This is a genomic window from Bosea sp. 29B (assembly GCF_902506165.1).
GTDB lineage: Bacteria > Pseudomonadota > Alphaproteobacteria > Rhizobiales > Beijerinckiaceae > Allobosea.
In genome coordinates this window covers 4562880-4576830 of the sequence record NZ_LR733817.1, presented here as the reverse complement: position 1 = coordinate 4576830, position 13951 = coordinate 4562880, and the positions used below count along the sequence as shown (strand labels likewise).

12 protein-coding genes are annotated in these 13951 nt (G+C 67.5%); 2 read left to right on the top strand and 10 right to left on the bottom strand.

The window, feature by feature from the left end; genetic code table 11:
• Positions 1–46 precede the first annotated feature (46 nt).
• Both GV161_RS22290 and GV161_RS22285 read left to right on the top strand, forming a co-directional pair.
• Complete coding sequence (locus GV161_RS22290; RefSeq protein ID WP_152013430.1) at positions 47–922, top strand: CoA ester lyase; 876 nt, start codon at positions 47–49, stop codon at positions 920–922.
• A 39-nt stretch (positions 923–961) separates the two neighbouring features.
• Positions 962–1468, top strand: a complete 507-nt coding sequence (locus tag GV161_RS22285; RefSeq protein ID WP_152013431.1) for an RNA pyrophosphohydrolase — start codon at positions 962–964, stop codon at positions 1466–1468.
• A 75-nt stretch (positions 1469–1543) separates the two neighbouring features.
• Here GV161_RS22285 and GV161_RS22280 read toward each other — a convergent pair whose 3' ends face one another.
• From GV161_RS22280 to GV161_RS22235, 10 genes are all read right to left on the bottom strand, one after another.
• Positions 1544–1957, bottom strand: a complete 414-nt coding sequence (locus GV161_RS22280; protein WP_152013432.1) for a F0F1 ATP synthase subunit epsilon — start codon at positions 1955–1957, stop codon at positions 1544–1546.
• 152 nt (positions 1958–2109) lie between these two features.
• Positions 2110–3570 carry a F0F1 ATP synthase subunit beta gene (gene atpD / locus GV161_RS22275; protein ID WP_152013433.1) on the bottom strand — a complete coding sequence of 487 codons (1461 nt, stop codon included), beginning with the start codon at positions 3568–3570 and terminating at the stop codon, positions 2110–2112.
• 65 nt (positions 3571–3635) lie between these two features.
• Positions 3636–4505, bottom strand: a complete 870-nt coding sequence (locus GV161_RS22270; protein ID WP_152013434.1) for a F0F1 ATP synthase subunit gamma — start codon at positions 4503–4505, stop codon at positions 3636–3638.
• 98 nt (positions 4506–4603) lie between these two features.
• The gene (gene atpA / locus GV161_RS22265) at positions 4604–6136 is read right to left on the bottom strand and encodes a F0F1 ATP synthase subunit alpha (RefSeq protein ID WP_152013435.1); all 1533 of its coding nucleotides are present in this window, start codon (positions 6134–6136) and stop codon (positions 4604–4606) included.
• Positions 6136–6708 (bottom strand): F0F1 ATP synthase subunit delta, encoded by a 573-nt coding sequence (locus GV161_RS22260; protein ID WP_152013436.1) that lies wholly within the window; start codon positions 6706–6708, stop codon positions 6136–6138. The genes atpA and GV161_RS22260 overlap by 1 nt, the downstream gene beginning before the upstream one ends.
• A gap of 257 nt (positions 6709–6965) precedes the next feature.
• Positions 6966–9155, bottom strand: a complete 2190-nt coding sequence (locus GV161_RS22255) for a primosomal protein N' (RefSeq protein ID WP_152013437.1) — start codon at positions 9153–9155, stop codon at positions 6966–6968.
• A gap of 156 nt (positions 9156–9311) precedes the next feature.
• Positions 9312–10808, bottom strand: coding sequence for a tripartite tricarboxylate transporter permease (locus GV161_RS22250; protein ID WP_152013438.1), 1497 nt, complete (start codon positions 10806–10808; stop codon positions 9312–9314).
• A gap of 10 nt (positions 10809–10818) precedes the next feature.
• A complete protein-coding gene (locus GV161_RS22245; protein WP_159650358.1) occupies positions 10819–11292 on the bottom strand; it encodes a tripartite tricarboxylate transporter TctB family protein in 474 nt (157 codons plus the stop codon).
• 85 nt (positions 11293–11377) lie between these two features.
• Positions 11378–12373, bottom strand: a complete 996-nt coding sequence (locus tag GV161_RS22240) for a tripartite tricarboxylate transporter substrate binding protein (protein ID WP_152013440.1) — start codon at positions 12371–12373, stop codon at positions 11378–11380.
• A 148-nt stretch (positions 12374–12521) separates the two neighbouring features.
• Positions 12522–13892: a trypsin-like peptidase domain-containing protein gene (locus GV161_RS22235; RefSeq protein WP_152013441.1), complete on the bottom strand. Its 1371-nt coding sequence runs from the start codon at positions 13890–13892 to the stop codon at positions 12522–12524.
• Positions 13893–13951 lie beyond the last annotated feature (59 nt).

The following is a 13951-nucleotide window of genomic DNA, read 5'->3' as shown; positions in this document are numbered from 1 at the left end:
GTGTGCACTGCAGCGAACCCGGCGACCCTCAATCCGGAGAGACAATATGACCGACATCCGTCCGCGCCGCAGCGTCCTCTATATGCCGGGCTCCAATGCCCGCGCCCTGGAGAAGGCCCGCGAGATCGCCGCCGACGCGCTGATCCTCGACCTCGAGGACGCAGTCGCTCCGGACGCCAAGGAACTGGCGCGCGAACAGGTCTGTTCCGCGGTGAAGGCCGGCGGCTATGGCCGGCGCGAGCTGGTCATCCGCACCAACGGCATCGACACACCCTGGTTCGACGCCGACCTCGCCGCCGCGACGGAGGCTGCTCCCGACGCGATCCTGATCCCCAAGGTCTCCTCGCCGGAAACCTTGGTCGAGATCGGCCATCGCCTGACCGGGCTCTGGGCCAAGCCGGAGACGCAGATCTGGGCGATGATTGAGACGCCGCTCGCCATCCTCGATTGCGAGCGGATCGCGCGCGCCGCCCGCGATCCCTCGACCCGCCTCGCCTGCTTCATCCTCGGCACCAACGATCTCGCCAAGGAAACCCGCGCCCGCTTCGTGCCGGGCCGCGCTCCGATGCTGCCCTGGCTTACCACGGCGATCCTCGCCGCCCGCGCCCATGGCATCGACGTCGTCGACGGCGTCTACAACGACCTCAAGGACGAGGCCGGCTTCCGCGCCGAATGCGAGCAGGCCCGCGATCTCGGCTTCGACGGCAAGACTCTGATCCACCCGAACCAGGTCGCGCTGGCGAACGGCGTCTTCGCGCCGGAGGAGAACGAGCTCGCACGCGCCCGCGCCATCATCTCGGCCTTCGACGAGCCGGGGAACGCCGACAAGGGCGCGATCCAGCTCGACGGGCGCATGGTCGAGCGCCTGCATGCCGAGATGGCCAAACGTGTCGTCGCATTGGCCGAGGCGATCGCGGCCTGAGTTCACCTTGCTGGCCATGACGTGGTAGCGGGAGGCGTCATGGCCTCTTCCCTCCCCTACCGTCCCAATGTCGGCATCGCTCTGTTTGACACCGAGGGCCGCGTCTTCGCCGGCCGCTCGCACAGCGCCGGGCCCGAGACCATCCTGCCGGGTTTCGACTGGCAGATGCCGCAGGGCGGCATCGACGCCAACGAGGATATCGTCGCGGCCGCCCGCCGCGAGCTGGCCGAAGAAACCGGGGTGACCAGCGCCGCATTCCTCGCCGCCACGCAAGAATGGTGGGCTTACGACTTCCCCGCCTATGCCGGCCCGCCGCATAAATTGACCGCCTTCCGCGGCCAGCGTCAGCGCTGGGTCGCCTTCCGCTTCACCGGCAACGAGGCCGAGTTCGACATCACCCAGCCGAACGGCGACGAGCCGGCGGAGTTCTCGGAATGGGCCTGGCTGCGGCTGGCGCAGATGCCGGAGCGCGTCGTGCCGTTCAAGCGGGCGGTCTACGAGAAAGTGGTCGCGGCTTTTGCCGCGTTCGCCAAGCCGATGACCTGATCCTCGCCTTCAGACCCAACGAAAAAGGGCCGCTTGCGCGGCCCCTTGCATCTCGTCACGCGTCGCGAGGCAGCCTCAGGCAGCCTTGCGCTGCTCGAACACGCCCTTGAATTCGCGCAGCTGGACGAGCTGGTCGTGCAGGCGCTTCTTCTCAGCTTCGTCATGCGAACCGGCATGGCGGGTCTCGGCGGTCAGAATCTCCGCGTCGAGGACAGCGTTGTCGACGTCCTCGAGGAAGCGGGCCTGCTCGGCCAGGATGGTGACGCTCGTCGCGTTGATCTCGGCGAGGCCGCCAGAGACGAAGAATTCCTTGCCATTGCTCGAGTCGGTCTGGACCAGGACGATGCCGGGCTTCAGCACGGCAACGACCGGCGCGTGACCGGCGAGCACGGTCATCTCGCCCTCGACTGACGGCACGATGACGCTGACGGCATCGCCCGAGAACAGGATGCGTTCCGGCGAGACGAGTTCAAATGTGAAGGTGGCCATCGCAAAATCTCTCCAGGCTCGTCATGGTCGGGGCGGGCCCGGCCATCTCTGAAACCAGTGTCTTCCCGTCCAGAGATTCCCGGGCCAGACCCGAGAATGACGTTCGTCGGATCTTCCGGTCGGCCAAGGCCGACCGGACCGGCCCGTGAAGCTTACGCCGCCTCGGCAGCCAGGCGCTGGGCCTTCTCGACCGCTTCCTCGATCGAACCGACCATGTAGAAGGCGGCTTCCGGCAGGTGGTCGTACTTGCCCTCGACCAGGCCCTTGAAGCCCTTGATCGTATCTTCGAGCGCGACGAGCTTGCCCGGCGAACCGGTGAAGACTTCGGCGACGAAGAAGGGCTGCGACAGGAAGCGCTCGATCTTGCGGGCGCGGGCGACGGCGAGCTTGTCCTCTTCCGAGAGCTCGTCCATGCCCAGGATCGCGATGATGTCCTGCAGCGCCTTATAGCGCTGGAGAATCTGCTGGACCTGGCGGGCGATCGAATAGTGCTCCTCGCCGACGATCGCCGCAGAGAGCATGCGCGAGGTCGAGTCGAGCGGGTCGACCGCCGGGTAGATGCCCTTTTCCGCGATCGAGCGCGAGAGCACGGTCGTGGCGTCAAGGTGCGCGAACGAGGTCGCCGGCGCCGGGTCGGTCAGGTCGTCGGCCGGCACGTAGATCGCCTGCACCGAGGTGATCGAGCCCTTGTTGGTGGTGGTGATCCGCTCCTGCAGGTTGCCCATGTCGGTGGCGAGCGTCGGCTGATAGCCCACCGCCGACGGAATGCGGCCGAGCAGCGCCGACACTTCCGAGCCCGCCTGGGTGAAGCGGAAGATGTTGTCGACGAAGAACAGCACGTCCTGGCCACGGTCGCGGAAGTCTTCCGCCACGGTCAGGCCGGACAGGGCGACGCGCATGCGGGCGCCCGGGGGCTCGTTCATCTGGCCGTAGACGAGGGCGCACTTGGAGCCTTCGCCGCCGCCCTTCTTGTTCACGCCCGACTCGATCATCTCGTGATAGAGGTCGTTGCCCTCGCGGGTACGCTCGCCGACGCCAGCGAACACCGAGTAGCCGCCATGGGCCTTCGCGACGTTGTTGATCAGCTCCATGATCAGCACGGTCTTGCCGACGCCGGCGCCACCGAACAGGCCGATCTTGCCGCCCTTGGCGTAAGGCGCCAGCAGGTCGACGACCTTGATGCCGGTGACCAGGATCTGCGCTTCCGTCGCCTGATCGGCATAGCTCGGAGCCGGCTGGTGGATGGCGCGGGTGCCCGAGGTCTTGATCGGGCCGGCCTCGTCGACCGGCTCGCCGATGACGTTCATGATGCGGCCGAGGCACTCGTCGCCGACCGGAACCGCGATCGGGGCGCCGGTGTCGGTCACGGCCTGGCCGCGGACCAGACCTTCGGTCGAGTCCATGGCGATGGTGCGGACCGTGTTCTCGCCGAGATGCTGGGCGACCTCGAGGACGAGGCGGTTGCCGAGATTGTCGGTCTCGAGCGCGTTCAGGATCTCGGGCAGCACGCCGTCGAACTGCACGTCGACGACGGCGCCGATGACCTGCGCGACGCGGCCGGTGCCGGTGTTGGCGGGCTTGTCGGTCTTGGTCTTGGTAGCGGCTTTGGCCATGGTTCGAACCTCGGATTCGCGTTCAGCGTGTCGGATGGCCGGCACGCCGGCCTGAAGTTAGGCGGTTAGAGCGCTTCCGCGCCGGAGATGATCTCGATCAGTTCCTTGGTGATCATCGCCTGACGCGAGCGGTTGTACAGCTGCGTCTGCTTCTTGATCATCTCGCCGGCGTTGCGCGTGGCGGAGTCCATCGCCGACATGCGCGCGCCCTGCTCGGAGGCGGCGTTCTCCAGGATCGCCCGCAGCACCTGCACCGTGAGGTTGCGCGGCAGCAGCGTCTCGAGGATCTCGCTCTCTTCCGGCTCGTAGTCGTACACGGCGCTCATCGTCTTGGTGCCAGCCGGGATCTCAGCCGGGATGATGCGCTGCGCCGTCGGGATCTGCGAGATCACCGACTTGAACTTCGAGAAGAACAGCGTCGCGACGTCGAACTCCCCGGCGGCAAAGCGCGTCAGGACGCTCTGCGCGATCGCCTCGGCATTGGCGAAGCCGAGCTGCTTGAAGGCGCGCAGGTCGATCACCTCGAGGATGTCGGCCGCAAACTGCCTGCGCAGGATGTCGAAACCCTTCTTGCCGACGCAGACGAACTTGACCGTCTTGCCCTCGGCCTTGAGCGCATTCGCCTTGTCACGGGCGAGGCGGGCGATCGAGGAGTTGAAGGCGCCGCAAAGGCCGCGCTCGGCCGTGCAGACCACGAGCAGGTGCACCTTGTCGGAGCCCGTCCCGCCGATCAGCTTCGGCGCGCCCGGCCCGGAGATGCCTGAGGCGAGGTTCGCCAGCACCGTCTCCATGCGCTCGGCATAGGGACGCGCCGCCTCGGCCGCGCTCTGGGCGCGGCGCAGCTTGGCTGCCGCGACCATCTGCATGGCCTTGGTGATCTTCTGCGTCGCCTTCACCGAGGCGATGCGGTTGCGTAGGTCCTTAAGGGACGGCATCCGGTCTTGATCCCCTATCCGTCATTGCGAGGGCGCAATGACGAAGCAATCCAGAACTGGCGCAGCGGGACTGGATTGCCTCGCTGCGCTCGCAAAGATCAGGCGAAGGACTTGGCGTAGCCCTCGACGATCCCCTTCAGCTTCGCGGCGTTCGCGTCCGAAAGGTCCTTCGAGGAGCCGATCTCGTTCAGCAGGTCGGCGTGCTTGCCGCGCACCAGCGAGAGCAGCCCGTCCTCGAAGGCGCGAACCTTGTTGACCGGCAGCGGATCGAGATAGCCGTTGACGCCGGCATAGATCACGACCGTCTGCTCTTCCATCTTCAGCGGCGAGAACTGGCCCTGCTTCAGCAGCTCGGTCAGGCGGGCGCCGCGGTTGAGCAGGCGCTGCGTGACGGCGTCGAGGTCGGAGCCGAACTGGGCGAAGGCCGCCATCTCGCGATACTGGGCGAGCTCGCCCTTGATCTTGCCCGCGACCTTCTTGGTCGCCTTGGTCTGGGCGGCCGAGCCGACGCGCGACACCGAGAGGCCGACGTTCACCGCCGGGCGGATGCCCTGGTAAAACAGGTCGGTCTCGAGGAAGATCTGGCCGTCGGTGATCGAGATCACGTTGGTCGGGATGTAGGCCGAGACGTCGTTGGCCTGCGTCTCGATGACCGGCAGCGCCGTCAGCGAGCCGAGACCAGCCGCCTCGCCCATCTTGGCGGCGCGCTCGAGCAGGCGGGAGTGCAGGTAGAACACGTCGCCAGGATAAGCCTCGCGGCCCGGCGGACGGCGCAGCAGCAGCGACATCTGACGGTAGGCGACGGCCTGCTTCGACAGGTCGTCATAGATGATCACGGCGTGCATGCCGTTATCGCGGAAGAACTCGCCCATCGAGCAGCCGGCGAAGGGCGCCAGGAACTGCATCGGGGCCGGATCGGAGGCGGTGGCCGCCACGACGATGGAATACTCCATCGCGCCGCGCTCCTCGAGCACCTTCACGAGCTGGGCGACGGTCGAACGCTTCTGGCCGACGGCGACGTAGACGCAGTAGAGCTTCTGGCTCTCCGGCGCGCCTTCGACGTTGAGCGGCTTCTGGTTGAGGATCGTGTCGAGCGCCACGGCGGTCTTGCCGGTCTGGCGGTCGCCGATGATCAGCTCGCGCTGGCCGCGGCCGATCGGGATCAGGGCGTCGATCGCCTTGAGGCCGGTCGCCATCGGCTCGTGCACCGACTTGCGCGGGATGATGCCGGGGGCCTTGACGTCGACGCGGGCGCGCTGGGCGGCCTTGATCGGGCCCTTGCCGTCGATCGGGTTACCGAGCGCGTCGACGACGCGGCCGAGCAGCTCCTTGCCGACCGGCACGTCAACGATGGCGCCGGTACGCTTGACGGTCTGGCCTTCCTTGATCTCGCGGTCGGAACCAAAAATGACGACGCCGACATTGTCGCTCTCGAGGTTGAGGGCCATGCCACGCACGCCGGACTCGAACTCGACCATCTCGCCGGCCTGGACCTTGTCGAGACCATAGACGCGGGCGATGCCGTCACCGACGGAGAGAACCTGACCGACCTCGGTGACCGAGGCTTCCGAGCCGAAGTTCGAGATCTGCGACTTCAGGATAGCGGAGATTTCAGCGGCGCGGATGTCCATCAGCCGACCTCTTTCATGGCAAGACGAATAGAATTGAGCTTGGTTTTCAGGGACGCATCGACCATGCGCGAGCCCATCTTGACGATGAGACCGCCGATGATGGCCGGGTCGACCTTGAGCGAAACGTCGACATCCTTGCCCGCGACCTCCTTGAGGGCGGCAGTGATGTCCTTGAGCTGGGCGGCCGAGGGCTGCTCGGCGAGCGTGACCTCGGCGCTGACCACGCCCTTGGCCTCGGCGACCTTGGCACGGAAGGCGCGGATCATGCCCGGCAGCGCGAACAGGCGGCGCTTGCTGGCGACGAAGCCGATGAAATTGGCGGCAAGTCCGGCAATGCCGGCCTTGGCGGTGAGCGCGGTGACGGCGGAAACCTGATCCTGCGCCGAGAAAGCCGGGCTCTGGATCAGGCGCTTGAGATCATCGCTCTCGGCGATCATCGCAGCGAAGCCGTCGAGGTCCTTGGCGACGGCGTCGACCGTCTTGGCCTCGCTGGCCAGTTCGAACAGAGCCGTCGCATAGCGCTCGGCCACGCCCGAGACTGGGGACTGTTCCTGCGATCCGCCCTCGGCCACGCTCTCGCTCTCTCTTCCAGGGGACCGCTCCGGCGACCTTCTGACGAAGGTGGAGTGCACGGCCCCGACACTGCGATGATCAAGCGCGCGACAAACCTGTTCCAGGGCTTGCGGCGCTTGGATTGCGGCGGTGCGATAGCATGGGGTTTCGGGGTGCGCAACCGACGAAATACCCGCCCCACATGCTTTGGATGCGGTCGAAAGAAGCAGCCGGCGCAGGGCGCGGCCACCTGCGCGGCTACGCAGCGGGAATCCGGCTAAAGAAAGCTCTGCGGATCGACGTCGACTGCGACCCTGACCGAACCCTTCGGTCGCGGCGCCCGTTTGAGCCAGGCGCGCAGGTAGTCCTGCAGGTTGATCTCGCGCGCTGTCCTGACGATCAGTCGCATGCGATGGCGCCCGCGTAGGATGGCCAGCGGCGCCTCGGCCGGGCCGAGCACCGCAACGCCGGCCGGCGCCTCGGCGCAGCGCGCCAGCGCCCGCGCATGCGTCTCGGCCTCGCCCTGCGAGTTGGCCGAGACGATCAGCCTGGCGAGCCGGCCGAAGGGCGGCAGGCCCGCCGCCTCGCGCGCCGCCGTCTCCGCCGCGTAGAAGCGCTCTGGATCGCCGGAGATCAACGCCTTCAGCACGGGATGATTGGGGTCATGGGTCTGGAGGAGTGCCCGCCCCGGCTTCTCGCCGCGCCCGGCCCGGCCGGTGACCTGCCTGAGCACCTGGAAGGTGCGCTCGGCCGCGCGCGGATCGCCCGAAGTCAGGCCGAGATCGGCATCGATGACGCCGACCAGCGTCATTCCCGGAAAGTTGTGGCCCTTGGCGACAAGCTGCGTGCCGATGACGATGTCGAATTCACCTTCAGCAACCGCCATCAGCTCCTGCTTCAGGCGTTCGGTGCCACCCGGAAAATCGCTCGACAGCACGATCGAGCGCGCCTGCGGGAACAGGGTCGCGACCTCCTCGGCGAGGCGCTCGACGCCCGGCCCGCAGGCGACGAGGCTCTCCGGCTGGTGACAGGCCGGGCATTCATGCGGCCTGCGCTCGACATGGCCGCAATGATGGCAGACCAGCGCCCGCCGGAAGCGATGGTCGACAAGCCAGGCCGAGCAGTTCGGGCACTGGAAGCGGTGGCCGCAATCGCGGCACAGCGTCAACGGCGCATAGCCGCGCCGGTTGAGGAACAGCAGCGACTGCTCCTTCGCCTCGAGATTGGTCTCGACCGCCTTGATCAGTTGCGACGAGAGCCAGCGCCCGCGCTCGGGCTTGTCCTTGCGGAGGTCGACCAAGCCGAGCGTCGGCAGCTCGCGCCCGCCAAAGCGCTCCGGCAGCTTGAGATGGAGGTAGCGGCCGCGCTCGGCGTTGACCCGTGTCTCCAGCGAAGGCGTCGCCGAGGCCAGCACGACCGGCGCGTTCTCGATCTTGCCGCGCACCACCGCCATGTCGCGGGCGTGGTAGGCGACGCCGTCCTCCTGCTTGTAGGCGGCCTCGTGCTCCTCATCGATGATGATCAGGCCGAGATCCCGGTAGGGCAGGAACAGCGCCGAGCGCGCGCCCGCCACCACCAGCGCCTCGCCCTTGGCGATCGCCGCCTGCAGCCGCTCGCGCCGGCGCCCGCTCACCGCCGAGTGCCACAGTCCCGGACGGACCCCAAAGCGCGCCTCGAAGCGGTCGATGAACTGCGCGGTCAGCGCGATCTCAGGCATCAGGATGACGCTCTGGCGCCCGAGCCGGATCGCCTCGGCGACGGCCTCGAAATAGACCTCGGTCTTGCCCGAACCGGTGACGCCTTCGAGCAGCGCGACCTGCCAGGCCTGCTTGCGGACAAGCTCGGCGAGCGTATCACCGACCGCCTGCTGATCGTCGGAGAGCTGTGGCCTGGCATGATCGGGATCGGGCCGCGCCGCGATCGCCTCCTGCGGCAAGGGCTCCACCGAGAACGTGCCGGCATCGATGAGGGAATCGATCACCGCCGTGCTGACCGAGGCCGCCTCGGCCAATGCCGATTTGCCGATCAGGAGCCCGCCCTCGGCGGCAGCGATGGCCCTGGCACGAGCCGGCGTCATCCGCGCCGGCGGCGCGCCGACCAGTCTCACGCCGAGCTTCGGCCGCTCCGGCGTGTCGTCGGGCGGACGACGTAGCGCAAGCGCCAGCACAGAGCCCTTGGCGGCGAGCGTGTACCAGGCGACCCAGTCGACCAGCTTGCGCAGGGCCGGATCGAGCGGCGGCATGTCGAGCTTGCCGACCACCTTCTTCAGGTTGCCGCCGCGGCCGGTGCCGGCCTCCCAGACGACGCCAACCGTCTCGCGCGGGCCGAGCGGCACCTGCACGACATCGCCCGGCGCGAGCGTGAGCCCCGGCGGCACGGCATAGCTATAGGCCTGGTCGAGGCCGAGCGGGATCAGCACCTCGACCGTGCCGCCACCGCCCTGCCCTTCGTCGAGCGCATCGTCCATGCGCCCGTCTCTAGCACTGATTCGCGGCCAGAGCCGGATCCGATCAGATTGACCCAATCTGATCGGTGAATCCGTCTCTCATTTAGTTTGGAGACCGTTTTGCCGATCAGTTTGCGCCGCAAGCTGATCGGAACGAGCTCCAAGCCGGCAGCAACCTCAGGCTGCGGCAGGCTGGCGCCCGCCGAACGGCAATGCCTTCCAGAGCATCGCGCCCCAGAGCAGCAGCGTCAGCACGCCGAGCGTGCCGGCGATCGGTCGGTCGAGGAAACCGATGAAAGAGCCGTTCGCCTTGATCATCGAGCTCATGAAGTTCTGCTCCAGCATCTCGCCCAGCACGAGGCCGAGGATCAGCGGCGCGACCGGGATGCCATGTTCCTCCAGCAGCCAGCCAAACAGGCCCATCACCACCATCAGCACGACGCCGTAGAGCGAGTTGGTCATGGCGAAAGAGCCGACCATGCAGAAGATCAGGATGATCGGCAGCAGGATGTTGCGCGGCACCCGCAGGATCTGCTTGGCCGATTTGATCGCCGCCCAGCCGAGCGGGAACATCAGGAGATTGGCGAGGATGAAGATGATGAAGACGGCATAGATCAGCTCCGGCGTCTGCAGGAAGACGGTCGGGCCCGGGTTCATGCCCTTCATGTAGAGCACGCCGATGACGATCGCGGTGATCGAATCGCCAGGGATGCCGAAGACCAGCGCCGGGATCCAGGCGCCGCCGAGCGCGGAATTGTTGGCCGAAGTCGAATCGACGATGCCCTCGATATGGCCGGTGCCAAACTTTTCCGGCTCCTTCGAGAGCTTCTTCGAGACGGCATAGGAGACCCAGGCGGCGATGTCGGCGCCAGCGCCCGGCAACGCGCCGATCACCGTGCCGATCACCGAGCCGCGGATGAAGTTCTTCCAGTATTTGCGCGTCACCTCGCCGAGGCCGGCAAACATATTGCCGACGCTCTGCTTCACCATCATGCCGGCCTTTTCCATGGTCACGGCGCCGCGCAGCAGCTCGGAGACCGCGAACATGCCGATCAAGGTCGGGATGAAGTTGATGCCGGAGAGCAGGTCGACATTGCCGAAGGTGAAGCGCGGCTGGCCGGCGGCGGGATCGATGCCGATGCAGCCGATGGCGAGGCCGATGAACAACGAGAGCAGGCCCTTGAGCGGATCGCCGGTGCCGATGAAGACCGCGCAGGTCAGGCCGAGGCAGGCGAGCCAGAAATACTCGAAGGAGGAGAAGTTGATCGCGACCTCGGCCAGGACCGGCGCGAGCACGATCAGGATGATCACGCCGAAGATGCCACCGAGCACGGAAAACACGAGGTTGACGCCCATGCACAGGTCGAGCTGGCCCTTCTTGGTCATCTCGTAGCTCTCGTCGGCATAGGCGGCCGAGGCGGGCGTGCCGGGCATGCGCAGCATCGCCGCGGGGATGTCGCCGGCGAAGATCGCCATGGCTGTGGCGGTGACGATGGCGCCGAGCGCCGGCACCGGCGACATGAAGAAGGTGACCGGCACCAGCAGAGCCGTCGCCATGGTCGCGGTCAGGCCCGGCATCGCCCCGACGAACATGCCGAAGACGGCCGAGCCCATGATCACGGCCAGCACATAGGGGTCGAAGACCAGGCCGAAGGCGGTTGCAATCGCGTTCATGACCGGCTCCTCAAAGGACGCTGTCGAGGACGCCGCGCGGCAGCGGCACGCGCATCAGCGACGAGAAGAACCAGTGCACCAGCCCGGTCATCACGACCGCGACCACCACCGCCGTGATCGGCCGGACGCCGAACCAGAGGAACAGCACGAGCTGGATCAGGAAGGCGCAGGGAATGAAGCCGAGCGGCTCGGAGGCGAGGACATAGAACGCCATCGCCCCGAGCATCAGCGCGAAGGAGGCGACACGGCGCGGCACGCCGGTCCAGTCGTCCAGCGCGAGCCAGCGCCCGCCGGTCGCGCGCTCCCGGACACCGCGAACGATCAGCAACGCCGAGCAGCCGATGATCCCGGCGCCGATGATGCGCGGAAACAGGCTCGGCCCGTATTGCTGGCCGGGAAAGGCGGAGAAGGAAAAGGTCATCGCGATCATCGCGGCGGCGATCAGGATGAACGCGGCTCCGACCACGGCGTCGTTGAAACGCATCGGCAATCTCTCCATGCGCCCGCACGGCCCGTCCGTCCGGAACGGGGCCGGCACGAGGCCGGCCCTTGACAGTGACAGGGTCTGATCAGGCTTTCTTGGCGAGGCCGGCCGCGGACATCGCAGCCCCCATCGCCTTGTCGCCTTCGGCCATGAACTTGGTGAAGCCGGCCTGGTCGGCGAAGGTCATGCCGAAGCCGCGGGCGTTCATGAAGTCCTGGAACTCCTTGGACTCGTAGGCCTTCTTCAGCTCGGCGATCAGCCTGGTCTGCACCGCCTCCGGCAGCCCCTTCGGCCCGGCAATGCCGCGCCAGGCGCCGACCGAGTAGTTGATGCCGAGCGACTCGTTGAGCGTCGGCACGTCCTTGAACTGCGGATTGCGTTCCTTGGCCATGATGGCCAGTGACTTCGCCTTGCCGGCATCGATCATCGCCCGGCCTTCCGGCACAGAGCAGGTGACGATGTCGACGCCGCCGGCGGCGAGGTCCTGCATCGCCGGCGCCGCGCCATTGGAGGGCGCCCAGGCGACATGATCAGGCTTCAGGCCCATGGCGACGAGCCAGCCGATCAGCGCGAGGTGCCAGATGCCGCCCTGGCCAGTGCCCGACGCCTTGAGCTTGCCGGCCGGCGAGGCCTTGATCGCCTCGGCCAGTGCCTTGATGTCCTTGTAGGGGCTCGACGCCGAGACTTGGACGCCGGGCGGGTCCTCGTTCATCAGCGCCAGCGGCGTGTAGCTGGTCGGGTTGAGGTCGGTCAGGCCCTGATGATGCATCATCGAGATTTCGACGGTGATCATCCCGATCGTGTAGCCGTCCGGGGCCGCTGTCGCGATCGCCGAATGGCCGACCACGCCCGAGCCGCCGGTGCGGTTCACGACGTTGACGGGCTGGCCCAGGCTCCTCTCCAGCAGCGAGCCGATGATGCGCGCCGTCGCGTCGGTGCCGCCGCCCGCGCCCCAGGGGCAGACCAAGGTCACCGGTCGGTTCGGCCATTGCGCCTGGCCGATCGCCGGGCGTGCGATCAATCCCGTAGCGCCGGCCGCTGCCGCGCCAGCCAGCACCGAACGTCTGCTAATTCTGCTCATGTCAATGTCCCTCCCGTTCAATCGATTTAAATTTTGAAAGCTTCTTCGCCCTGCGGCGCGGCCTTCTTGATGTTCTCGCTATCAGAGCCGATTGCCGCTGGCGAGGCAACAGTCTTTGTATGCTGTATGCACGATCACGCCAGTAGGCTCAGAGCCCGCAGGCGACGGACACGACGCTCTTGCCCGCAGCCTCGGCGATCGCGCCGGTGCTGAGCTCGCCGGTCGCTGCAGCTGCCGCAGGTTTGGCGTCGGCCTTCTCCAGCATCGCCTTGAGCTGCACGACGCCCGCGATGGCGTAATTGCGCTGCGGCGCGACCCCGGCGATCAGGGCCTTGTCGGAGGGATTGGCGGTGACCAGCCCGGCAAGACGGCCCTGCCGGTCGAAGACCGGGCTGCCGGCGCCACCCGGCTGCAGGGGCGCGAGCACGGCGTCGCTCGTCACCTCTCCGGGCAGCGCGACCGCGGTGCGCGCGGCGGCGGTTCCGTCATAGGCGAGCACCACCACCGCCTCTTTCGCGGCGGGCGCAGCATCGCGCAGCCCCGGCGCGGCGCCCGACGTCAGCCCGGGCACATCGAGCAGCGCGAGCCCGCTTGTCTGATCCTGCGCCCGCAGCTTGGCCGGCCGCGATCCGACCTTGAGCCCCTTGCAGGCGTCGACGGCGGCACGCGCCGTCAGCACCAGCTCCTTGCCGACGACGAGACCGACGCCGAAGCGCTCGGTCGCCGGCTGTGCCGGAGCGCTCGCGACCGCAGGCGCACCGGGAGCCGCTGGCGTCGGCGCGGGCGCTGCACCGCTCGGGAACGGCTCGAAACTGTCGGCGATCGCGGTCACCACCTTGTCGAAGGTCGCGGAGACGCCCTTGTCATAGCCGACCGAGAAGCCGCGCAGGCCCGACGGACCGAGCGCCTGCCGCCTGAAGAACTTTCCGGTCGGCGTCTCACCGGCGACGACGAAGAAGGTCGGCTGCAGCAGCTTGTAGGTGACCTTGCGCTGGATGTTCGGGTTGACGGCGATGGCGCGCTCGAAGATCGCCTGGAGCGGCTCTGTCGCAGGGCCGGCGCTGACGTCGAGCGTGATCTTGCCGTCGCCGCTCTGCCAGCGGCTGCCGCCGGCCGGCGTCGCCTCACGTTTCGGCAGAAGCTTTTGCGGGATGCCGATGCGCACGCCGGTCGGCTGGTCGGTGATCACGGCAAAGCCCGCCGCGTCGCGCGCGGTTTTTGCGAGGCGTGCCAGCTCCTGCCGCTCCGCCGGCGTCAATTGTCCGTTCGGTTCGCCGCGCCATGCTTTGAAGCTGTTCACGGCCCGGAAGGTTAGCGCCCCGAAATTGCCGGTCGCGGCGCTGTTGAGATGGCCGGTCCAGATCAGATCGGCCTGGATCGCCTTGCGCTCGGCTTCCGGCAGGGCGGCATAGGCCTGCGTCGCCACGGCTAGCCGCGGATCAGCCGGCTGCTGCGCCTGTGCGGCGCCAAGGCAGGCCAAGATTGCGGTCATGCCGACCAGCGCGGGAACCTTGAACACGAGCATCTCCGTCCTTCTAAAGGTCGCGCCGCGACGCGGCGCCATTCAGCGTCAGCCTT

Bases quoted from the DNA above. Each gene is read 5' to 3' on its own strand.
- GV161_RS22290 (WP_152013430.1), top strand. From the start codon at position 47: ATGACCGACATCCGTCCGCGCCGCAGCGTCCTCTATATGCCGGGCTCC.
- GV161_RS22285 (WP_152013431.1), top strand. From the start codon at position 962: ATGGCCTCTTCCCTCCCCTACCGTCCCAATGTCGGCATCGCTCTGTTT.
- GV161_RS22280 (WP_152013432.1), bottom strand. From the start codon at position 1,957: ATGGCCACCTTCACATTTGAACTCGTCTCGCCGGAACGCATCCTGTTC.
- atpD (WP_152013433.1), bottom strand. From the start codon at position 3,570: ATGGCCAAAGCCGCTACCAAGACCAAGACCGACAAGCCCGCCAACACC.
- GV161_RS22270 (WP_152013434.1), bottom strand. From the start codon at position 4,505: ATGCCGTCCCTTAAGGACCTACGCAACCGCATCGCCTCGGTGAAGGCG.
- atpA (WP_152013435.1), bottom strand. From the start codon at position 6,136: ATGGACATCCGCGCCGCTGAAATCTCCGCTATCCTGAAGTCGCAGATC.
- GV161_RS22255 (WP_152013437.1), bottom strand. From the start codon at position 9,155: ATGGACGATGCGCTCGACGAAGGGCAGGGCGGTGGCGGCACGGTCGAG.
- GV161_RS22250 (WP_152013438.1), bottom strand. From the start codon at position 10,808: ATGAACGCGATTGCAACCGCCTTCGGCCTGGTCTTCGACCCCTATGTG.
- GV161_RS22245 (WP_159650358.1), bottom strand. From the start codon at position 11,292: ATGCGTTTCAACGACGCCGTGGTCGGAGCCGCGTTCATCCTGATCGCC.
- GV161_RS22240 (WP_152013440.1), bottom strand. From the start codon at position 12,373: ATGAGCAGAATTAGCAGACGTTCGGTGCTGGCTGGCGCGGCAGCGGCC.